Below are 20886 nucleotides of genomic sequence, written 5' to 3' on the forward strand. Positions count from 1 at the left end.
GGAGGAGAACGTGAAGCTATATATCTATGAGCACTGCCCGTTTTGCGTGAAGGCGCGCATGATTTTTGGCTTGAAAAATATCCCGGTTGAGCTGGTGGTTCTGCTCAATGATGATGAAGAAACCCCGACCCGCATGGTGGGTCAGAAAGTAGCCCCCATTCTGCAAAAAGATGACAGCCGTTATCTGCCTGAAAGCATGGACATCGTCCACTACGTCGATAACCTCGATCATAAGCCGCTGCTGACCGGGGCGCGTAACCCGGCGATTGAAGAGTGGCTGCGCAAGGTCAACGGCTACGTCAACCGTCTGCTGCTGCCGCGCATTGCCAAAGCGCCGTTCGATGAGTTTTCCACCCCCGAGGCCCGGGCCTACTTCACGAAGAAGAAGGAAGCCTCTATCGGCTCGTTCGAGGAGCACATGGCGCACTCCGCCGGGCTGATTAAAAACATCAGCGACGATCTGCGAAACCTCGACAAGCTTATCCAGCAGCCGAATGCGGTTAACGGCGAGCTGTCTGAAGATGACATTCACCTGTTCCCGCTGCTGCGCAACCTGACGCTGGTGGCCGGGGTCGACTTCCCTACCCGCGTGGCGGATTATCGCGACAATATGGCGAAACAGACCCAGGTAAATCTGCTGTCATCCATCGCCATCTGACTCTCCAGCCGGTGTCCGCACCGGCTTTTTAAGCCAATTCCGCTGGTAATTGCCCCTCTGCTCCACGATGATAGGCCACGTCAGAAAATGACATGGCCGTGCATCGAGGAACCTCATGAAAAAAATTATTATTGCCGCCGCGCTGGTGCTGTGTGGTCTGGTGGTCGGGTGTAACCAGCTGACCCAGTACACCGTCAGCGAGCAGGAAATCAATCAGGCGCTGGAAAAGCGTAACAACTTCTCAAAAGACATCGGCCTGCCCGGCCTTGCCGATGCCCATATCGTGCTGACCAGGCTGGCAAGCCAGATCGGGCGCGAAGAGCCGAACAAGATCGTGCTCTCCGGCGATGCGGCACTGGATATGACGTCGCTGTTTGGTAACCAGAAAGCGGATATCACGCTGAAGCTCAAAGCGCAGCCGGTGTTCAATAAAGAGAAAGGCGCGATCTACCTGCAGGATATGGACATCGTGGACGCCACGGTTAAGCCGGAGAAAATGCAGTCTGCGGTGAAGTCGGTTCTGCCGTGGCTCAACCAGAGCCTGCGCGACTACTTCAACAAGAATCCGGCCTACGTGCTCAGCGAGGACCGCAGCGAGGGTGAAGCCCTGGCGAAAAAACACGCCACCGGCATCGAAGTGAAGCCGGGCGAAATCGTCATCCCGTTCTCGCTCTGAGATCGTTCCGCGCGGGGGCCGCGTGCTCCCGCGCATCAGGAAAAGAGTGCAAACGAAAACGTTTCCCTCTATGCTTAGTGCCCGGCGCAAATCCAGCCATTACTGACTGATCCCCTCTAGCCGGAGCACATCATGACTGCACAACCCCAGGTAATTACTCTTCGCCGTCCCGACGACTGGCATGTTCATTTGCGCGACGGCGAGATGCTGCAAACCGTGGTTCCCTGGACCAGCAACACCTACGCCCGTGCCATCGTGATGCCTAACCTGGTGCCGCCGGTTACTACCGTTGAGGCCGCACGCGCCTATCGCCAGCGTATTCTGGATGCGGTGCCCGCCGGGCAGCGCTTCGAGCCGCTGATGACCTGCTACCTGACGGACTCCCTCGACCCGGACGAAATCGAACGCGGGTTTCAGGAGAAGGTGTTTACCGCTGCCAAGCTCTACCCGGCAAACGCCACCACCAACTCCAGCCATGGCGTAACCAGCATTGACGCCATCATGCCGGTGCTTGAGCGCATGGAGAAGCTTGGCATGCCGCTGCTGGTGCACGGGGAAGTGACCCATGCGGATATTGATATTTTCGATCGGGAAGCGCGGTTTATCGAAACGGTGATGGAGCCGCTGCGCCAGCGTCTGCCGGGCCTGAAAGTGGTGTTCGAACACATCACCACCAAAGATGCCGCCGACTATGTGCGCGAGGGCAACGCCCTGCTTGCCGCCACCATTACGCCGCAGCACCTGATGTTTAACCGCAACCATATGCTGGTTGGCGGCGTGCGTCCGCACCTCTACTGCCTGCCGGTGCTCAAGCGCAATATCCACCAGCAGGCGCTGCGTGAACTGGTAGCCAGCGGCTTTACCCGCGCGTTTCTCGGTACGGACTCGGCCCCGCATACCCGTCTGCGCAAAGAGGCGAGCTGCGGCTGTGCCGGCTGCTTTAACGCCCCGACGGCGCTGGGTGCCTATGCCACGGTATTTGAAGAGATGAATGCCCTGGAACACCTGGAAGCCTTCTGCTCGCTGAACGGCCCGCGCTTCTATGGCCTGCCGGTGAACGAGGAGACGATCTCGCTGGTGCGCGAGGAAAGCCGCGTCATGGAGAGCATCGCGCTTGGTGATGACAGCATCATCCCGTTCCTCGCCGGGGAAACCGTGCGCTGGCGCGTCAAAGCGTAACGCAAAAAAATAGTTGTTGCCCCCTGTTGCAACGCACCGATTATAACTGTATACATATACAGTATATTAAACAGGGGGCTATTATGCGTGTAGAAGTCACCATTTCGAAACTGACTCAACTTCCACCCGGTGCGGCTGACGCGCTGGCCTGTGAACTGTCCCGTCGTATCGACAACCATTATCCGGACCTGACCAATCAGGTTACGGTGCGCTATGCGTCCGCCAATAACCTCTCCGTATTTGGTGGCGCGAAAGAAGACAAAGAGCGTGTCAGTGAAATTCTGCAAGAAACCTGGGAAAGCGCCGACGACTGGTTTACTGCCAGTTAACCCTCACCCGGACGTTCTCCACAGCGCGTGATGCGCCGGTCGCGTCGGGGCTAACCGCCCTGACAAAGAGTGACCTGGCCGCCGCCGTTGCGCAGAGCCGTTCGGGCCCCCTTGATGTTTGCCGGGTACGCCACCCGGTTTTTTTTATTTTCCAGTCCTGCCGCTATTTTCAGCGCTACTCTGATTGATCCTTTCCCTTTCGCAAATTATTTTGGCTATCCTGCCGCTTAAATGTGCAATTAACTCAAAAAACGCCGCTTTTATGTTGCAAGGTATTTAATTACTACCGTTTTTCGTATAAGTATTGATATACTTAACCTGCTTCAATAAATATGAAAAACGCATTGAACCTCGAAAGTCGTTGTCTTTAAACACGCATTAAGGGGGTTATAATGGTAAAGAATAATGAAGTAATCCAGACTCATCCCCTCGTTGGATGGGACATCAGCACCGTAGATAGCTACGATGCGCTGATGCTGCGCCTGCACTACCTGGCAGCCCCGCAAGACGATCACGACGAAACGGAAGTAGGTAGCACCCTGTGGCTAACCACCGATGTAGCACGACAATTTATCTCCATCCTTGAAGCCGGGATTGCCAAAATTGAGTCCGGTGAATACCAGGAAAATGATTATCGTAAGCACTAACGCGTGCATGCTCTCTTCCACCTCCAGGCACCCTTTCGGGTGCCTGACTTATTTCTGGGTTCCGCATTAATATTACCCCGCTGCGCGTTCCGCTATCGCCATATAACACTTCACTTTGCAGGGTTATTTATTCCCCGTGCCGTCTCATTTCGGGAACGATTTCATTCTCGCAGCGGTAACAATATATAATCCCCTTTTCAGGTAACCCTTGAGAATCGCAGGCGGCTTAATTACTCTGCTACTCCTCCGCTCATCCACAGAGAAAAATTCATGCACTATGACTTAATCATCGTCGGCAGTGGCTCAACGGGCGCGGCGGCCGGATACTATGCAACCCGTGCCGGGCTGAAGGTGCTGATGGTGGACAGCTTCCACCCACCTCACAAAGAGGGGAGCCACCACGGCGACACCCGTCTTATCCGTCATGCCTACGGCGAAGGGGAGAAATATGTCCCGCTGGTGCTGCGCGCCCAGACGCTGTGGGATGAACTTCAGTCGCTGAGCGAAGAGCGCATCTTCGAACGCACCGGGGTGGTCAACCTCGGGCCGGCGGACTCCGACTTTCTGACCAACGTCGTCCGGAGTGCGCAGCAGTATCAGCTGACGCTGGAGCGTCTTGATGCGGCGGCGATGGCGGCCCGCTGGCCGGAAATCAGCGTGCCGGAGAACTACGTGGGGCTCTACGAACCAGCCTCCGGCGTGCTGCACAGCGAAAACGCGATCCGAGAGTGGATCCGCCTCGCCCGCGAAGCCGGCTGCGCCCAGCTGTTTAACTGCCCGGTGACGGCTATCCATACCGATGCCGACGGCGTCAGCATCACCACCAGCGACGGCGTCTACACCGGTGCGAAAATGCTGGTCAGCGCCGGAACCTGGGTTGGCAAGCTGCTGCCCGACCTGCCTGTGGCTCCGGTACGCAAAGTGTTTGCCTGGTTCCAGGCCGATGGTCGCTACAGCGTGAAAAACGGATTTCCGGCCTTTACCGCCGAGATGGCAAACGGCGACCAGTACTACGGCTTCCCGGCGGAAGACGATGCCCTGAAAATTGGCAAGCACAACGGCGGCCAGCCTATCCAGCGCGAAGAGGAACGCAAGCCCTTCGGCGGCTATCCGGGCGATGGTTCGGAAGCCTTCCCGTTCCTGCGCCAGCATCTGCCCGGCATCGGCGGCTGTCTGTACGGTGCCGCCTGCACCTATGACAATTCGCCGGACGAGGACTTCATCATCGATACGCTGCCGGATCGGCCTGCGGTGATGGTCATCACCGGCCTGAGCGGCCACGGCTTCAAGTTTGCCGCGGTACTGGGCGAGATTGCCGCCCGGTTCGCCGCAGGCCAGACGCAGGATGTCGATCTCTCTGCATTCTCACTGGCACGCTTCCGCTAATCCCCTCCCCGGCCTCGCGCCGGGGTTTCACCCACACGCCCTACGGCATCGCGACATCTTGTTCATGGGTAACCCTTCATGCGCCGCGTTATTCACTTTTTAATCAATAATGTGCGTGAGCACCTGATGCTATATATCGTTTTCTGGCTGATACTTGCCGCGCTGGATGTTATTTATCTGCTGATGCGCTGATATTTTCCCGTTGACGTTAACTGACATAAATTGACATTCAGCTGAATTTCCCTGAATATTCAAACAGTTTATTAGAACGTGACAGGAAAAAACTGATGCTGAAAAAATCTCATATATCAGCGTGCTAACTAACATCCCCGCATTGTTAATCGACACCTTTGATACTGATACCCATTACAACATCAAAATTTTAGAAATAAAAAATCTTCATACGCTAATACCGTTTTTTTTATTGCTTTTCATATTTTCACACGCCATTGTTATTTCCATTACTTTTTATTAACGGAAGAATAGTTATGCAGTGGGGTAATTCTCCAGAGCGCTATGGCGTGGTCTCGGTGGTTATTCACTGGCTGGTGGCGGCCACGGTCTACGGCATGTTTGCCCTTGGCCTGTGGATGGTGACGCTGAGCTATTACGACGGCTGGTATCATCAGGCACCGGAAATCCACAAAAGCATCGGCATCCTGCTGATGATGGTGATGGTGGTGCGCATCCTCTGGCGTTTTATTTCCCGTCCTCCCACCGCACTGGCGAGCTACTCAAGGCTGACGCGCCTCAGCGCCGTGGCGGCGCATGTTCTGCTGTACCTGGTACTGTTCTCTATTCTGGTCAGCGGCTATTTGATCTCCACCGCCGACGGGAAACCGATCTCTGTCTTTGGCCTGTTTGAGGTCCCTGCGACGCTGAGCGATGCCGGCGTGCAGGCCGATCTGGCAGGTCAGGTGCATCTCTGGCTGGCGTGGGGCGTGGTTATCCTCTCCGTGCTGCACGGTCTGGCCGCCTTAAAACACCATTTCATCGATAAAGATGTCACTCTCAAGCGCATGCTCGGGAAAGCATCACGTTAACCATGGAGCGAAACATGAAAAAAAGCCTGCTGGGGGTTACTTTAGGTGCCCTGCTGTTCACGACCGGCTCAGCCGTTGCTGCTGACTACAAAATCGACAAAGAGGGCCAGCACGCCTTCGTCAACTTCCGCATTCAGCATCTGGGCTACAGCTGGCTGTACGGGACGTTTAACGACTTCGACGGGACCTTTACCTTTGATGAAAAGAATCCGGCAGCGGATAAAGTGAACGTCACCATCAACACCACCAGCGTGGACACTAACCACGCCGAGCGTGACAAGCACCTGCGCAGCGCTGACTTCCTGAACGTGGCGAAATTCCCGCAGGCTACCTTCACCTCTACCGCCGTGAAGAAAGACGGTGACGAGCTGGACATCACCGGTAACCTGACGCTGAATGGCGTTACCAAACCGGTCACTCTGGAAGCGAAGCTGATTGGTCAGGGTGACGATCCGTGGGGCGGCGTGCGCGCCGGCTTTGAAGCCGAAGGCAAAATCCACCTGAAAGACTTTAACATCACCACCGATCTGGGCCCGGCCTCGCAGGACGTGGAGCTGATCATCTCTGTGGAAGGCGTGCGTCAGAAGTAATACGCCAGACATAAAAAAAGGGCAGCGGGGAAATCCTCGCTGCCCTTTTTTATCGCCGCAGGTTATTCCGGATCCGGAATGCCCAGTTTGGTATTCAGACGACCACGGGACTTGTTGAAGATTTTATTGCCGTTTTCACGGCCCGCACGGCGGCGACGCTGCTCCTCTTCAGGCAGCACCGACTCTTCCGCGCACAGCTCGCTACAGCAGCCGTTGAACTTCTTAGCACACTGCGGGCACTGAATAAACAGCAGATGGCAGCCGTCGTTTTTGCAGTTGGTGTGGCTGTCGCACGGCGCGCCGCACTGATGGCAGTGGGAGATCACGTCATCCGAGATGCGCTCGCCCATACGCTCGTCAAACACGAAGTTTTTACCGATAAAGCGGACCGGTAACCCCTGCTCACGGGCGCGACGGGCGTACTCAATAATGCCACCTTCAATGTGCCATACTTTATTGAAGCCGTTGTGCCGCATCCAGGCGCTGGCTTTCTCGCAGCGAATGCCGCCAGTGCAGTACATCACAATTTTTTTATCTTTATGATCCTGCATCATTTCGACCGCTTTCGGCAGCTGCTCGCGGAAGGTGTCCGCCGGGATCTCCAGCGCGTTTTCAAAATGGCCCACTTCGTATTCGTAGTGGTTGCGCATGTCGATAAACACCGCCTCCGGATCGTCCAGCATGGCGTTCACTTCCGCAGCCTTGAGGTAGTCCCCGACGTTGCTGGCGTCGAAATCCGGGTCCTCGATGCCGTCGGCGACGATGCGGTCGCGCACTTTCATGCGCAGCACCCAGAAGGATTTGCCGTCATCATCCAGCGCGATGTTCAGACGCAGGCCGTCCAGCGCCGGGTCAAACGCATACAGCGCGGCGCGAAACGCTTCGAACTTGCTCTGGGGAACGCTAATCTGGGCGTTTATGCCTTCATGCGCAAGGTAAATGCGACCAAATACGTCGAGCGCGGTAAGGGTCTGCCACAGCGCGTCACGCGTGGCTTTTGGGTCGGCGATGGTAAAATACTTATAGAATGAGATGGTCGTGCGCGGTTCGGTTTCGGCGAGCATACGCTCACGCAGCGCCTCATTCGATATGCGGTTATGTAACACTGGCATGGTGTACGTCGTCCTGCAATCGTGAATGAAATGAATCGGGCAGGATGATATAGCAATTATCAATAATTTACATCCCCGCTTTTTGCGCTACATTTGCAACACTTTGACGATATAGCTGTAAAAATTGCCCATTCTTTGCGCACTCATCGCGCAGTGATTTTGGTGCGGCGACAAATAATGTCACAATAGCCGACAGCACTGCTTCCGCTCATATAACAGGACTTTCATGACGCAACTACCTCGATTTACCCCTGCGCTCCTTCATCCACGCTACTGGCTGACCTGGCTTGGCATCGGCGCGCTCTGGCTGGTGGTCCTCCTCCCCTACCCGCTGCTGCTGCGCATTGGCCGCCTTATCGGGCATCTCGCGCTGCGCGTAATGAAACGCCGCGCCAGCATCGCCGCGCGTAACATTGAGCTCTGTTTCCCCGAGCTGGATGAAAAAGCCCGTCGCGAACTGGTGGTAAAGAATTTTGAGTCGGTAGGCATGGGCTTTCTGGAAACCGGCATGGCCTGGTTCTGGCCGAACTGGCGTATCGAGCGCTGGTTTACCGTTAAAGGGCTGGAGAATATCAAAGCGATCCAGGATCAGCATCGCGGCATCCTGCTGCTCGGGGTTCACTTCCTGACGCTGGAACTGGGCGCACGCATCTTCGGCATCAACGAGCCGGGGATTGGCGTCTACCGTCCGAATGACAACCCGCTGCTCGACTGGCTGCAAACCTGGGGTCGTATGCGCTCCAACAAGTCGATGATCGACCGCAAAGATCTCAAGGGCATGATCAAGGCGCTCAAGAAAGGGGAAGTGGTCTGGTACGCGCCGGATCACGACTACGGCCCGCGCGCCAGCGTGTTTGTGCCGTTCTTTGCCGTTGAGCAGGCCGCGACCACCGCAGGCACCTGGATGCTGACCAAGACCTCCGGGGCGGCGATCCTGCCGTTTGTGCCGCGTCGTAAAGCGGACGGCAGCGGTTACGAAATGATCCTGATGGAGCCGGAGTTCAATCCGCCCGTGGACGACGCACAAACCACCGCGGCCTGGATGAACAAAGTGGTAGAACGCTGCGTGATGATGGCCCCGGATCAGTACATGTGGCTGCACCGCCGCTTCAAGACCCGTCCAGAAGGCGTACCGGATCGCTATTGAGTTTTCGCCCTCTGCTCCCGGCAGAGGGCGTTATTTTTCATACCGTTGCGGCGCTCGCGCCTGAAATCAAACCCTTCACCGGTAATTTTTTCTCCCCTCCCGCTTGCCCTTTCCAATCTTCAGCTATCCTTTCCTGAAAACACACGTCTGACATCAGGGAGAAACCTATGACCATGTATGCCACGCTTGAAGAAGCAATCGACGCTGCGCGTGAAGAATTCATCGCCAACAACCCGGGCGTTGAAGAGGAGGATGCCAACATCCAGCAGCTCAACATCCAGAAATTCGTGTTACAGGATGGCGACATTATGTGGCAGGCCGAGTTTTTCGCCGATGAGGGAGATGCCGGTGAGTGTCTGCCGATCCTGAGCGGAGAAGCCGCCCAGAGCGTGTTCGATGACGACTATGATGAAATCGAACTGCGCCAGGAGTGGATGGAGGAGAACACGCTGCACGAATGGGATGAGGGTGAATTCCAGCTCGAACAGCCGCTGGACACCGAAGAAGGTAAAGCGGCAGCGGACGAGTGGGACGAGCGCTAATTCCGCCGCGCTACTCGTAAGGGCCGTGCGCGATATCCACCGGCAACAGCAGCGTATCGAATACCAGCGAGAAAGGTAGATCGAGAATCGTCACGTACCGCCAGGCGGAGTCGCGCACGTCCCATTGTACACCGGGGTAATACTGATTACCCTTCCCCTGCCCCGGTATCGTGCGGCTGACAATGCTGCCACACCCCGAAAGCAAACAGGCTATTACTATCAGCGCTACGGCTTTCACATCCCTTCCCCCTCTTGTTTATCGTTAATTATAACGACGGTTTATGCGGATAAAAAAATACCGGCCAGAAGGCCGGTATTGATGCGGATGCCGCGTTTAGCTGTGACTGCGTAAGGCGTGCGGATTCATCTGCAGCTCATGGTAGTGACTCACCCATGAGGAGTAGCGCTCCGGGGACGACCAGACGCGGTAGTGCAGGCGCGACAGGGTGACCGGGTCGCTCAGCAGCACCAGACGACGATCGCGGGTCAGTTTATCCGGCGTATCGTTGAGTGCCTGTTCAACGTGGCGATCGCGGGCAATCTCCAGCACCTGGCTTGCGCGGTGACGGGCGGTTGCCATGGCGGTGGCCAGCGCGTTGAACGACGGGTTAAATACGGCGTGCATAAAACCATCTTCCAGCGAACGTGCGCGGTTCATCTCCAGATAGCGGTCGGTATCCACCAGCACCTGCGGCGGGTTGTACTCTTCCGGGATCAGGAACAGCTTCCAGCGCTTAGTGCGCAGACCCACGGTCGACCGGCTGGAGATCACCGATACAAACGGCGACAGGATCAGCGAGAAGACGATCGGAGCCAGCCAGAACAGGAAGCGCAGGTCGAGCCACGCCATGCCAACGGCCCACACCAGGCCCAGCAGCATCTGCGAGCCGTGACGCTTGAACGCTTCCAGCCACGGGGTGGAGTCGTCATCGCGCTGCGGTGAGTTCCAGACCACTTCCCAGCCAAGGAACGCGCTCACCACGAAGACGGTGTGGAACAGCATACGTACCGGGGCCAGCAGCACCGAGAACAGCACTTCCAGCAGCAGGGAGAGCGTGACGCGCAGGAAGCCGCCGTACTCTTTTGACCCTTTACACCAGATAAGCATCACGCTCAGCAGCTTTGGCAGGAAAAGCAGCACCATGGTCGAGGCAAACAGCGCGATGGCAAGCTCGGGGCGCCACTGCGGCCACACCGGGAACAGCTGACGCGGCTGCAGGAAGTACTGCGGCTCGGTCAGGGCGTGAACCACCTGCAACGCCGTGGAGAGCGCGAGGAACAGGAACCATAGCGGCGCCGACAGATAGGACATCACGCCGGTCAGGAACACCGCACGGTGCACCGGGTGCATCCCTTTCACCAGGAACAGGCGGAAGTTCATCAGGTTACCGTGACACCAGCGACGGTCGCGTTTCAGCTCGTCCAGCAGGTTCGGCGGCAGTTCCTCATAGGAACCCGGCAAATCGTACGCAATCCACACGCCCCAGCCAGCACGACGCATCAGCGCGGCTTCCACGAAGTCGTGCGACAGAATCGACCCGGCGAACGAGCCTTCACCCGGCAGCGGCGCCAGGGCGCAGTGCTCGATGAACGGCTTCACACGGATGATGGCGTTATGGCCCCAGTAGTGGGATTCACCAAGCTGCCAGAAGTGCAGACCGGCGGTGAACAGCGGACCATACACGCGGGTCGCGAACTGCTGGCAGCGCGCGTAGAGCGTGTCCATTCCGGAAGCCTTCGGCGAGGACTGGATGATCCCGGCATTCGGGTTCGCTTCCATCAGACGCACCAGGCCGGTCAGGCAGTCACCGGTCATCACCGAGTCAGCGTCCAGCACCACCATGTAGCTGTACTGGCTGCCCCAGCGACGGCAGAAGTCATCGATGTTACCGCTTTTGCGTTTTACGCGGCGGCGGCGGCGACGATAGAAGATCTGCCCTTCCCCTTCGACTTCGGCGATAAGCTCCATCCAGGCTTTTTGCTCGGCCACGCAGATATCCGGGTTGTAGCTGTCGCTCAGGATGTAGACGTCAAAGTGCGCCTGTTGGCCGGTGGCTTTCACCGATTCCCAGGTGGCACGCAGGCCGGCGAACACGCGATCCACGTCTTCGTTACAGATAGGCATGATCAGCGCCGTGCGGTGCGCCGGATCGATAGGCTCATCCCCCACCGTCGAGGCGGAGATGCTGTACTTATCTTTCCCGATCAGCAGCTGTAAAAAGCCCATCAGCGCGGTCCAGAAACCTGCCGACACCCAGCAGAACAGAATGGCGAACAGGATCAGGATGCCGCTTTGCAGAATGTAAGGCAGGATCTGCATGAAGGAGACCAGCAGATCCTGATTCATCATGTCAGCCGGGTCGATCAGCGCCCAGCCCTGATACGGCAGAATGGTTTTCATGTACCAGGTGGCGACCACGGTCTGGGACAGGGTCAGCAGCAGCAGGATGTAACGACGAATGGTGCCGACGATACGCCACTTCTGCTCAGCGGCCTGCTCCTCCTGTGAGAGACGCAGGTAGCGCGGCGGGACGTCACGACCACGCAGACGATCCCAGAAGCGGCCCACCGGGTTAGTGCGCCACGGGTCCGGGAACATCGAGGAACGCTTCGCCTTCGGCATCGCCTGAAGCTGGGTGCGCCCTTCGTCGTCTTCGATCAGCTGGTTGCCGCCGAGGGAGTCAGGCCAGCTCTGCTCGAGACGTGCTTTTACCGAGCCGAGCGGAGAATCATCCTCACGGGCGTAGGTCTGCCCCTCACCGCTCAGCGCCTGATGCACGGCGCGGAGATCCTCCGCGCCCGCCAGCGTCGCTTTCTGCCCGGCAGGCAGGGCGAGCGCGTCAATATACTCAGTTGTCTTATTCATTGGCAGGTAACTGATAGCTCCAGGTTTCACTCAGGGGCTGCTCGCCGCTCACCAGAGCAGCACGCATTTCGGTCGTCTGCTTCGGATCTTTGATCTTCACGCGCAGCGTCAGACGCCAGCCTTTGGTGACCGGGTTGTAGCGCACGCTGTTTTCGACGATTTCACCGTTGTCGCCAATGCTGGTCTGGGCGGTGACCGGGGTATTTTCCGGCAGCTTTTTCATCGCCGCGCCCGCGTAATCAATGACAAACGCGATGGTGCCGTCAGGCTGACGGATAAGATTCGACTGTTTCACATCGCCGGTAGAGCGACGGGTCTGGGTCACGTATGCGTTATCGGCGGCGTGCAGCTTGTCTTCGTCACGGCTGAAGGTGATGGTGTACTTGAAGTTCATCTCCTTGCCCGCTTCCGGCAGCTGGTCCGGCGTCCAGTAGGCCACGATGTTATCGTTGGTTTCGTCGTTGGTCGGGATCTCTACCAGTTCGACTTTCCCTTTGCCCCACTGACCATGCGGTGTGATCCACGCGCTTGGACGTTTGTCGTAGCGATCGTCGAGATCCTCAAAGCGCGCAAACTCACGGCCACGCTGCAGCAGACCGAAGCCCTGCGGGTTCTCGGTCGCGAAGGTGCTGACCGCCAGATGTTTCGGGTTATTCAGCGGACGCCAGATCCACTCGCCGTTGCCGGCATGAATTGACAGACCGTTGGAATCGTGCAGCTCCGGACGGAAGTTGGTGGCCGGTGACGGCTGGTTCGGTCCGAACAGGAACATGCTGGTCAGCGGCGCTACGCCGAGCTTGCCGACTTTGTCGCGCAGGTAGACTTTCGACTGCACATCGACGGTGGTGTCGCGGCCGGGGGTAATCACAAAGCGATACGCACCGGTGGCGCGCGGGGAATCCAGCAGCGCGTAGATGGTCAGACGTTTGTCGGTTGGCTTCGGACGTTCAATCCAGTACTCACGAAAACGGGGGAACTCCTCGCCGGACGGCAGAGCAGTATCAATCGCGAGTCCACGCGCCGACAGGCCATACACCTGACCACCGCCGATGACGCGGAAGTAGCTGGCGCCGAGCATGCTCAGGATTTCGTCGTTCTTGTCTTTGCTGTTGATGGGATAGAGCACCTTAAAGCCGGCAAAGCCGAGGTCTTTTACGGTGTCTTTATCGTGCTGGACGTTGCCAAAATTGAAGTAATCCGGGCTGTATTTGATACGGTTTACCGTAGTGCTGGTCACCTCATTGATTTTGACCGGCGTGTCGAAGTACATACCCTGATGGTAAAATTCGAGCTTGAATGGGGTTTTAAGTGCGCTCCAGTAAGCCTTATCGTGATTAAACTGGATCTGTTGGTAGTCCGCATATTTCATGTCGCGGAATACGGCCGGCAGATTGCTTTTGGGCGCTTCGTAGCCCTTATCTGCCATGGATTTCGCCTGTTTTGCGACATCGTCGATAGTGAATGCCCAAACCGAAGTGGTATAAAGGGACATCAGCACTGCGGCGCCCAACCAGCGCATTTTCATAATCTGTGTTTTATGTTTCATATAACTAAGCACTTCCCCCTTTGTGTGCTTAAATCAATCCAATCCATTTTAATGGAAACTTGCGCTTTCCGACAACACAATCCCCGCTTTGTTCAGCGCACCGGTTCAGGGATTAAGCAGAATAAGCAAATGAAAGCGAATGGTTTTCACTTTACGCCTTTGTCCTGGAGACAGTGTGCGCTCCTTCGTGTAGGGTTGCCACCGAATGTAGACAGAAACTGTCACAGGGATAAGACGATTAGTCCGAGAATATCCGGAGTTATATGACTGACACACCTGCCCAGCGCGAATATTTCCTCGACTCCATTCGCGCATGGTTAATGCTGCTGGGGATCCCCTTTCACATTTCCCTCATTTATTCGAGCCACGTCTGGCATGTCAACAGCGCCACACCGACCTGGTGGCTGACGCTGTTTAACGATTTTATACACGCCTTCCGCATGCAGGTATTTTTCGTTATTTCGGGTTATTTCTCGTACATGCTGTTTTTACGTTACGCGCGCCCGAAGTGGTGGAAAGTGCGGGTCGAGCGCGTCGGTATTCCGATGCTCACCGCCATCCCGCTGCTGACGCTGCCGCAGTTTATGATGCTGCAATACGTCAAAGGTAAAACCGACGGCTGGGCCGCGCTCTCGTTCTACGATAAATACAACACCCTGGTCTGGGAGCTGATTTCTCATCTCTGGTTCCTGCTGGTGCTGGTGATCCTCACCACCCTGAGCCTGGTGCTGTTTCAGAAGATGCGCGCCAGCGTGCGCTCGCCGCGGGCCGATTTCTACGCCTCGCTGACGCCGCTGCGGTTTATCCTGCTCTTTGCCTGCGCCGGCGTACTCTATGGCGCACTGCGCCGCACGCTGCTGCTGCTGTGCGAACCGGTACTGCGCGATGGTCTGTTTAACTTTACGGTGATGCAGACGTTGTTTTACCTGCCATTCTTTTTACTGGGCGCGCTGGTGTTTAAGTATCCGGCGTTGAAAGCGAAATTCCTCACCCTCTCCCCCACGTACTGTGCGGGTGCGGCGCTGTCGTTCGCGGCCTACCTGCTTAATCAGCGCTACGGCAGCGGTGAAGGCTGGATGTACGAAACCGAAAGCGTCATCACCATGGTGATGGGGATCTGCATGGTCAACGTGGTATTCGCACTCGGCTATCGCCTGCTCAATTCCCACTCGCCGCGCGTGACCTACTTCGTTAACGCGTCGCTGTTTATCTATCTGGTGCACCATCCGCTGACGCTGTTCTTCGGGGCCTACATCACGCCGCATATCGCCTCGAATACGCTGGGTTTCCTGTGTGGACTGGTGTTTGTGGTAGGGCTGGCGATCGTGCTTTACGAGCTGCATCTGCGGGTGCCGCTGCTGCGCTTCCTGTTCTCCGGCAAGCCGCAGAAACGCCCGGTGGTCGCCGCCAGCGCCTGAGGCAGGTGCTCTCCTTTATCGCGTATCAATAAAGGAGAGCCGCTTACAGCAGCCACTCAATCGGCAGACGGTAGACCAGACGCACCAGCACACGCTGCCACAGGCGCGTTTTCGGCTCCTTTTTCCAGACGATTTCGTTGCCCTCCTGCTGCTCCACCCAGTTGATACGTCCCCATTTATCGAGACGCAGCGCCCAGGCCGCCTCGCGCTGGCTTTGGGCGAAACGGGTGTGAATCTTGCCCGCCAGCTCATTACTTTCAATCACAAATCCCATTTCGGTATTGAGCATCGCCGAACGCGGATCGAAGTTAAACGAGCCGATAAAAAGCTTGTGCCGATCGACGCTGAACGTTTTGGCATGCAGGCTGGAGCCGGAGTTCCCGGTCAGGCCGCGGTCGTGGGGCAGCGCGCCCGCCGGGTGCTGGGGCTTGAGCTCGTACAGCTCTACGCCGTGACGCAGCAGCTTCTTACGCCAGCGCGCGTAGCCGGCGTGCACCACCGCCACATCGTTGGCCGCCAGCGAGTTGGTCAGGATCGCCACCTTCACGCCCTTGCGCACCAGGCCCAGTAGCCAGGCCACCCCGGCGCGGGTCGGGACAAAATAAGAGGAGATAATGTCTATCTCCTCCTGCGGCTGACCGATGGCGTCGAGCATACGCTGCGGCAACAGCGTATGGCTGCGGGCTTTGCCCATCCCTTTGCGCGGATCGTCGCTGAGCAGCCGCGTGCGCGCCCAGACCAGCTTCAGGGTGCCGGCCTCCAGATTTGTGGCGAAGGTAGAGGAGTCCAGTCGCTCAAGATAGCGCTGCGTCACCGGATCATCTTCCCAGGCTTTGGGCAGCCTCACCCGCTCGTTAATATCTTCGGCATCCAGCTGCAACACGTCCTGCAGCGTCGAGACGCAGCGGCTGTTCCAGTAGCGCTCAAAGTCGCGGGTGACGTCCTCCACCACCGGGCCAATGGCCAGCACGTCGAGATCGGAGAACAGCGGCTGCTCCCCGGCCCCGAAGTAGGCGTCGCCAACGTTGCGCCCGCCGATAATCGTCGCTTCACCGTCAACGATAAAGCTTTTGTTGTGCATCCGGCGATTGAGGCGAGCAAAGTCGGTGAGATAGCCGAGCGCGCGAAGGGTACGAAAGGAAAAAGGGTTAAACAGGCGGACTTCGATATTGGGGTGAGCGTTCATCGCCCGCAGGGTGTCGTCCATGCCGATGGTGTTGTTGTCATCCAGCAGCAGGCGCACCCGCACCCCGCGCTGGGCGGCATCGAACAGCGCCTGAAACAGCAGACGCCCGGACATATCGTCTTCCCAGATATAGTACTGCACGTCCAGGCTCTGCTCCGCCATGCCAGCCAGCAGATAGCGCGCCGCGAACGCGTCGAGGCTATCGGCGAGCGTATGCAGCCCGCACAGGTCGGGATGCGCGCGACGCGTGGGGGCGATCGCCCGCCCGAGGCGCGTCGCGGGCGCGTTATCAGAGGGCGTGCTGGGCAAGTAACCGCTGGTAAAGTCTGGTGTTTTCGTCGTCATAGCAGACAAAGTATACCTGCTCCGGTAGCGAGTGCGTTGTCAGATAGTCTGAAACGGTGTTGAACGCGATAAGCGCCGCCGCCGCCCGAGGGTATCCATAGATGCCGGTGCTGATGGCCGGAAACGCCACGCTGCGGTAGCCGTTGTCCGTCACCAGCTGCAGGCTGTTGCGGTAGGCATCCTGTAACAGCCGCTCCTCCTGCGCCTCTCCCCCTCGCCAGACCGGGCCAACGGTATGCACCACGGCTTTGGCCGGTAGCTCACCTGCTTCAGTGATCACCGCATGGCCCGGGGCGCACTCGCCCTGCTGCTGCCGCACCTTCTTACAGGCCGCCAGCAGCGCCGGTCCCGCAGCGCGATGAATGGCCCCGTCCACACCGCCACCGCCCAGTAACGACGGGTTGGCGGCATTGACAATAGCGTCCACGCTTATCGTCGTAATATCCCCTTGCACGATCTGAATTCGCGATTGCATGGCAATCTCCTTAATGAGGCCTGCTATCAGTGTAGATCACGCGCAAGGGAAGCGGCAGAAACAACACGCCCGGCATCAGCCGGGCGTGTAAGGTCAGAAATCAACGGACATCGACAGCCTGAGCGTGCGCGGGTCGCCCTGCGTCAGGTAGTAACCGGAATCATCCACCGAAGCCCAGTATTTCTCGTCGGTAACGTTCTCCACCGTGGCACGCCAGGTCAGGGTCTGCTCGTTCACCTTCATGCTGTAGCGCGCGCCCAGATCCAGCCGCGTCCAGGCATCCACTTTCAGACTGTTAGCCGCGTTAGCGTACTGCGAGCCGGTGCGCATTACCGTGGCGTTCAGCGTCAGGTTCTCCACCGACGGCAGGTCCCATTCGCCGCCCAGCCGCAGCTGATAGCGCGGTACGCCCGGCGCATCGTTGCCATCGTTCGCACCCTCGGCGGTTTTGGTGAGTTCAGGGGCAAGCCACTGGGCGCTACCCATCAGGCGCACGCCGTACACCGGTTCGCCGAACAGGTTCAGCTCCATGCCGCGGTTGCGCTGCTCACCGTAGAGATCGTAGTTGCCGCTGCTGTTCATCATCCCGACCGGCTTCTCGATTTCGAACAGCGCCAGGCTACCGCCGATGCGGCCATAGTCAAACTTCGCACCCACTTCGTTCTGGGTGGATTTGACAATCCCCACCACTTCCCCGGCGTTGGTCGCCTTGCTGCTGGCGGTTGGGCCCGGCTGCAGGGCTTCAATGTGGTTCGCGTAAAGCGAAACGTGCTGCCAGGGCTTCACCACCACGCCGTAGACCGGGGTGACCTTCATGCTGTCGAACGTCGCGTTCCGGTCCTCCACCCCTTCCCAGGAGTAGTTGTGGACCGTGATCTCCTGACGACGCAGCCCGGCGGTGACCAGCACCCGATCGTCAAGCATCGAGAGCGTGTCGGACAGCGAGACGCCGCCGGTGCGGGTGCGGCTGCGGGTATGCGGATCGCCCATGTCGCCGGTGACGCTTATCGTCTCAGGGCGCGGGATCACCACCGGGTGATAGATGTTCAGCCCGGACTGGGTGGCCGACAGGTTGTAGGCCGAACCGGTCTTACGATATACCCCGGAGTAGCCCAGGTTGACGCTGTGGTTGATGACACCGGTGGCGAACTTGCCGCGCACCCCGGTCATGCCGGAGAAGCTGTCCGAGACATAGTGGGTATCCATGCGGCGCATGGTGGCGCTGCCGTCGCTGCTTTTTAGCGTCGAGGAGCTGTACGCGCCCCACTCATCGTTATCGTTCCCGCCCACGCCGGCGTAAAACGTCCAGTCCGGCGCGATATCATACTCGCCGCGCAGCGCGGCAAAGCGGGAGGACATATCGCTGTAGACCCACGGCTGACCGTAGTTGGTGCGGTTATCCGGCACCGCCGGCAGCTCGGTGATAGCCCCCATTGCCACGCCGATCCGCCCGTAATGCATACTCAGCTTCTGCCAGCCGGCATCAAGGGAGGATCGGAAGCGATCGCCTTTATAGTCCAGCCCCACCGACGCGAGGCTGGTGCGTGATTTCTGATGATGCACTTCTGTTTCGCCTTCCCGGTGCAGCAGGTTGACGCGCACCCCGAACCGGTCGTCCTCCCCGAAGCGGCGGCCGGTGTCGATGGCCCCTCCCACTTCGCCGCGCTGGGCGTAGTCCACCGTGACGCGGGTAAGCGGCTCACTGCCGGCACGCTTCGGCTCAATGTTCACCGCACCGCCCACGCCGGACCCGCCCGGCGGCACGCCGTTGAGAAACGCGGTTGACCCCTTAATCACTTCCACACGCTCGGCGATCTGGGTGCTGACCACCTGACGCGGCAGCACGCCGTACAGCCCGCCGAAGGAGACATCGTCCCCGTCAAGCAGGAAGCCGCGTACCCGGTATGACTCGCCGAAGTTGCCGTAGCTGCGTACCGGCTGCACGCCGGCATCATTGCGCAGGACATCGCTCAGGGTATTCGCCTGCGTGTCTTCAATCATCTTTGCGGTGTAGCCGACCACGTTGAACGGCACGCTGCTCGCATCCTGTTCCCCGAGCATGCCGAGTCGACCACCGTTGGCGACCTGCCCGTCAAGGTAGGCCGGCACCAGTTCGTCCCCGCCGGCGCGGAACGGTGCCTCCGGCGTGGCGGTAACGGTGATGGTATCGTTCTGGGTCTCTGCCGCCCAGGCGGCGGGTAAAACGGCAACGCTCACGGCCAGCGCCAGCAGGCGCGGACGTGAAGCCGGTCGGTGAACAAAGCGAGAAGACATGAGGGATCCCTGCGTCATTGTTGGTAACGATTATCATTTTGATCGTGATTATCATTAGCCTGTAAGGATTTGCAAGAATTAATCATCATCCGTATTAAAAGATAAACCGGTGTTTCAGACAGGGAGTCGTGAGGGGTGCGCCCGAGGTGGTCTTCAGGCGCGAAACATCAGTTATAGCGCAGCGTGACCACTGCGAGCGTTTTCTGCGGATTGAGGTAGTGGACGTCCATCGCGACGGGGGCATCGCTTTTAACGGGGTGGGTTTTCAGCGTGTTGAGCGGGATAGTCTGCTCAGTAACCTTGCCATGCTGAAAGCAGCTGAGCTGTACGCGGGATGCGGTGGCCGCCTGATTGACTTCGCAGGGTGCTTCCACAATGCTGCCGCGGAAGTGAACGACGCCCCCGCCGGACGCGTCGGCGTGGCTGCTGAAGACGACTGCCGCTGCGCACAGCGCAAGCGTGGAAGGAATAGATTTCATGGCTGGCTCCTCGCGGTCAACTCATCCATGAAAGTGATGTACATCCTGTCTCATTCACCCTGGCACAGCCGCTGCGTTTCGCCACGTCGCGCCATTACATTTCTGTTTTTCAGTACCTTGCTCACAATTTATTGCCCGCAGGCGCGCTGACATCAGGCCGTGCGGGCCGCCATTCATTGATGATATTTATAGATTCACCGTCCGATACCGTGACGATGACCCGCGTCTCGTCGTCCGCCTCGAGCGTCAGGCGCAGCTGCGCCAGGGTTTGTGGCCGCTGCGCGTAAAGCAGCAGCTGACGCTGTTGTCGGGAGTGGATCTCGCCCCCCTGCCCGTGGCGAATCACCTCGAGCGTCACTGCACATCGACAGTCGCGCGCCACCACGACCTCCGGGCGCAGAATATACTCCGCCCCTTGCTGACTGGCGTGAAAGCTAATCTGGCTGGCCAGCGCGGCCAGCAACATCCAGCCGGGCATAATCTTCTCCCCATAAAAAAAGCAGGGCCGAAGCCCTGCTCTGCCCTGCGAGTGCGAGAGGTTGCTTAATACTGGAAGGCGGAGGCGTTGTTGCCGTAGCCAACCTGCTGTACTTCAACCGTAGATCCCGAGGCGGTCTGATCCACCAGCGCACCGTTGCCGCTGCCGTACTGGCGCACGTCAATTTTTGAGTCTTCACCGTTCCACTGATCGAGCGTGGCATTGTTGGCATAGCCGCTTTGCAGCAGGTCAATTGAACTGTCGTCCGACCCCTGTCCGACATCGGCACCGTTGTTGGCACCGAGCTGTTTAATATCCGTTTTTGAGTCCATGGCGTTGGACTGCAGGGCCAGGGCATGGTTTGCACTGCCGTTCTGATAGATTTTCAGCTGTGAATTTTCATCAGCCTGATGAAAAGGAAATGCCAGTGCGCTGCCGGAAACAACCAGTGCTGATAATGCTGCCACTTTAAACAATTTCATGGTGAAACCCCCATCGGATTGAATTTAC

General features: G+C 58.1%; 22 protein-coding genes. 12 read left to right on the forward strand and 10 right to left on the reverse strand.

The window, feature by feature from the left end:
- Positions 1-10: 10 nt before the first annotated feature.
- The 9 genes from grxB (at position 11) to DW58_RS06585 (ending at position 6508) form a co-directional block, all read left to right on the forward strand.
- Positions 11-658, forward strand: a complete 648-nt coding sequence (gene grxB / locus DW58_RS06550; RefSeq protein WP_024549137.1) for a glutaredoxin 2 — start codon at positions 11-13, stop codon at positions 656-658.
- 115 nt (positions 659-773) lie between these two features.
- Positions 774-1334 carry a lipoprotein gene (locus tag DW58_RS06555; RefSeq protein ID WP_024549138.1) on the forward strand — a complete coding sequence of 187 codons (561 nt, stop codon included), beginning with the start codon at positions 774-776 and terminating at the stop codon, positions 1332-1334.
- A 132-nt stretch (positions 1335-1466) separates the two neighbouring features.
- Complete coding sequence (pyrC, locus tag DW58_RS06560) at positions 1467-2513, forward strand: dihydroorotase (RefSeq protein WP_024549139.1); 1047 nt, start codon at positions 1467-1469, stop codon at positions 2511-2513.
- Between the two features lie 83 nt (positions 2514-2596).
- On the forward strand, positions 2597-2842 hold the full coding sequence (gene dinI, locus DW58_RS06565) for a DNA damage-inducible protein I (RefSeq protein WP_024549140.1): 246 nt from the start codon (positions 2597-2599) through the stop codon (positions 2840-2842).
- Positions 2843-3234: 392 nt separating this feature from the next.
- On the forward strand, positions 3235-3489 hold the full coding sequence (gene bssS / locus DW58_RS06570; protein WP_029696377.1) for a biofilm formation regulator BssS: 255 nt from the start codon (positions 3235-3237) through the stop codon (positions 3487-3489).
- Positions 3490-3759: 270 nt separating this feature from the next.
- The gene (solA, locus tag DW58_RS06575; RefSeq protein WP_024549142.1) at positions 3760-4875 is read left to right on the forward strand and encodes an N-methyl-L-tryptophan oxidase; all 1116 of its coding nucleotides are present in this window, start codon (positions 3760-3762) and stop codon (positions 4873-4875) included.
- Positions 4876-4953: 78 nt separating this feature from the next.
- Positions 4954-5067, forward strand: coding sequence for a YceO family protein (locus DW58_RS19985; RefSeq protein ID WP_071789258.1), 114 nt, complete (start codon positions 4954-4956; stop codon positions 5065-5067).
- Between the two features lie 296 nt (positions 5068-5363).
- The gene (locus DW58_RS06580; protein WP_024549143.1) at positions 5364-5918 is read left to right on the forward strand and encodes a cytochrome b; all 555 of its coding nucleotides are present in this window, start codon (positions 5364-5366) and stop codon (positions 5916-5918) included.
- A gap of 14 nt (positions 5919-5932) precedes the next feature.
- On the forward strand, positions 5933-6508 hold the full coding sequence (locus DW58_RS06585; RefSeq protein WP_024549144.1) for a YceI family protein: 576 nt from the start codon (positions 5933-5935) through the stop codon (positions 6506-6508).
- Positions 6509-6570: 62 nt separating this feature from the next.
- On the opposite strand, the gene trhO is transcribed toward DW58_RS06585, so the two are convergent.
- A complete protein-coding gene (gene trhO / locus DW58_RS06590; RefSeq protein ID WP_024549145.1) occupies positions 6571-7620 on the reverse strand; it encodes an oxygen-dependent tRNA uridine(34) hydroxylase TrhO in 1050 nt (349 codons plus the stop codon).
- A 226-nt stretch (positions 7621-7846) separates the two neighbouring features.
- Between trhO and DW58_RS06595 the strand changes: the two genes are divergently transcribed.
- Together DW58_RS06595 and DW58_RS06600 are read left to right on the forward strand one after the other, a co-directional pair.
- Positions 7847-8767 (forward strand): Kdo(2)-lipid IV(A) acyltransferase, encoded by a 921-nt coding sequence (locus tag DW58_RS06595; protein WP_024549146.1) that lies wholly within the window; start codon positions 7847-7849, stop codon positions 8765-8767.
- A gap of 167 nt (positions 8768-8934) precedes the next feature.
- A complete protein-coding gene (locus DW58_RS06600) occupies positions 8935-9309 on the forward strand; it encodes a MysB family protein (protein WP_024549147.1) in 375 nt (124 codons plus the stop codon).
- A gap of 10 nt (positions 9310-9319) precedes the next feature.
- Here DW58_RS06600 and DW58_RS06605 read toward each other — a convergent pair whose 3' ends face one another.
- From DW58_RS06605 to mdoG, 3 genes are all read right to left on the reverse strand, one after another.
- Positions 9320-9547, reverse strand: a complete 228-nt coding sequence (locus DW58_RS06605) for a YceK/YidQ family lipoprotein (protein WP_024549148.1) — start codon at positions 9545-9547, stop codon at positions 9320-9322.
- A 96-nt stretch (positions 9548-9643) separates the two neighbouring features.
- Positions 9644-12175: a glucans biosynthesis glucosyltransferase MdoH gene (gene mdoH, locus DW58_RS06610; protein ID WP_024549149.1), complete on the reverse strand. Its 2532-nt coding sequence runs from the start codon at positions 12173-12175 to the stop codon at positions 9644-9646.
- Positions 12168-13703 carry a glucans biosynthesis protein MdoG gene (gene mdoG, locus DW58_RS06615; RefSeq protein WP_152525613.1) on the reverse strand — a complete coding sequence of 512 codons (1536 nt, stop codon included), beginning with the start codon at positions 13701-13703 and terminating at the stop codon, positions 12168-12170. The genes mdoH and mdoG overlap by 8 nt, the downstream gene beginning before the upstream one ends.
- 281 nt (positions 13704-13984) lie before the next feature.
- Between mdoG and mdoC the strand changes: the two genes are divergently transcribed.
- A complete protein-coding gene (mdoC, locus tag DW58_RS06620; protein WP_024549151.1) occupies positions 13985-15139 on the forward strand; it encodes a glucans biosynthesis protein MdoC in 1155 nt (384 codons plus the stop codon).
- 43 nt (positions 15140-15182) lie between these two features.
- Here the strand turns inward: mdoC and DW58_RS06625 are convergent, their stop codons facing one another.
- The 6 genes from DW58_RS06625 to csgA form a co-directional block, all read right to left on the reverse strand.
- Positions 15183-16670, reverse strand: a complete 1488-nt coding sequence (locus DW58_RS06625; RefSeq protein ID WP_029696379.1) for a phospholipase D family protein — start codon at positions 16668-16670, stop codon at positions 15183-15185.
- Positions 16615-17145: an O-acetyl-ADP-ribose deacetylase gene (gene ymdB, locus DW58_RS06630; RefSeq protein ID WP_024549153.1), complete on the reverse strand. Its 531-nt coding sequence runs from the start codon at positions 17143-17145 to the stop codon at positions 16615-16617. The genes DW58_RS06625 and ymdB overlap by 56 nt, the downstream gene beginning before the upstream one ends.
- 93 nt (positions 17146-17238) lie before the next feature.
- Positions 17239-19419, reverse strand: coding sequence for a TonB-dependent receptor (locus tag DW58_RS06635; protein ID WP_024549154.1), 2181 nt, complete (start codon positions 19417-19419; stop codon positions 17239-17241).
- A gap of 167 nt (positions 19420-19586) precedes the next feature.
- Positions 19587-19898, reverse strand: coding sequence for a type 1 fimbrial protein (locus DW58_RS06640; protein WP_024549155.1), 312 nt, complete (start codon positions 19896-19898; stop codon positions 19587-19589).
- 121 nt (positions 19899-20019) lie between these two features.
- On the reverse strand, positions 20020-20376 hold the full coding sequence (csgC, locus tag DW58_RS06645) for a curli assembly chaperone CsgC (protein ID WP_024549156.1): 357 nt from the start codon (positions 20374-20376) through the stop codon (positions 20020-20022).
- A gap of 65 nt (positions 20377-20441) precedes the next feature.
- On the reverse strand, positions 20442-20858 hold the full coding sequence (csgA, locus tag DW58_RS06650) for a curli major subunit CsgA (RefSeq protein WP_024549157.1): 417 nt from the start codon (positions 20856-20858) through the stop codon (positions 20442-20444).
- Positions 20859-20886: the final 28 nt, after the last annotated feature.

It is taken from the genome of Siccibacter turicensis LMG 23730, assembly GCF_000463155.2.
Lineage (GTDB): Bacteria > Pseudomonadota > Gammaproteobacteria > Enterobacterales > Enterobacteriaceae > Siccibacter > Siccibacter turicensis.